Source organism: Acinetobacter sichuanensis (assembly GCF_003024515.2).
Classification (GTDB): Bacteria; Pseudomonadota; Gammaproteobacteria; order Pseudomonadales; family Moraxellaceae; genus Acinetobacter; species Acinetobacter sichuanensis.
Genome location: NZ_PYIX02000226.1, coordinates 1 through 548 on the forward strand (window position 1 = coordinate 1; position 548 = coordinate 548).

The 548-nt window shown below is 37.6% G+C and carries 1 protein-coding gene; it reads right to left on the reverse strand.

What is annotated here, in order from left to right; translation table 11 throughout:
- Positions 1 to 154: 154 nt before the first annotated feature.
- The coding region (locus C9E89_RS23665; RefSeq protein WP_107010357.1) for a hypothetical protein at positions 155 to 548 on the reverse strand (394 nt) is incomplete at its 5' end.

Genomic DNA, 548 nt, shown 5'->3' on the forward strand with positions numbered 1-548 from the left:
AATGGTTAAACTCACAGGAATAGACGCCGATGTGGTCGCTGCTTGTGCAAAACTTGCTGTGAGTAATGCTGCTGATGCTAAAGCAATTTTAGATAAAATCTTCATGAAAATATTCCTTTAAAAAACAATTAGATTGAGTTGAGATTAAGCTAAATTAATACGTAACATTGACACGGAATGTGTCGGTATAAACACCAGCAGGGGTTGTGGCGGTTGTAGGTGATTTTAATTTTGCTTTCACTATTGCTGGAATTGGGTTATTTAACCAAGTCTGAATAAAATGGAGTCCATTAGAACCAGTATCTAAAGATAAATTCCATCCAGCCACTTGTATAGACCCACTCGTTTCAAGACCAACACCATTAGCATTTACTACTCTTGAGCTTGAATAGCTACTTGTTGAATCAAATGAATATGTGGCAGTAAACCCTCCATCTATATTACAAGTAAGTGTAAAAGCACCCTGAGCTTCACTTCCATCTTCCGGTAAAATAATACCTGCACTCACATTGGATAAAGTACAACTTCTAGGGACATCTACGCCCATT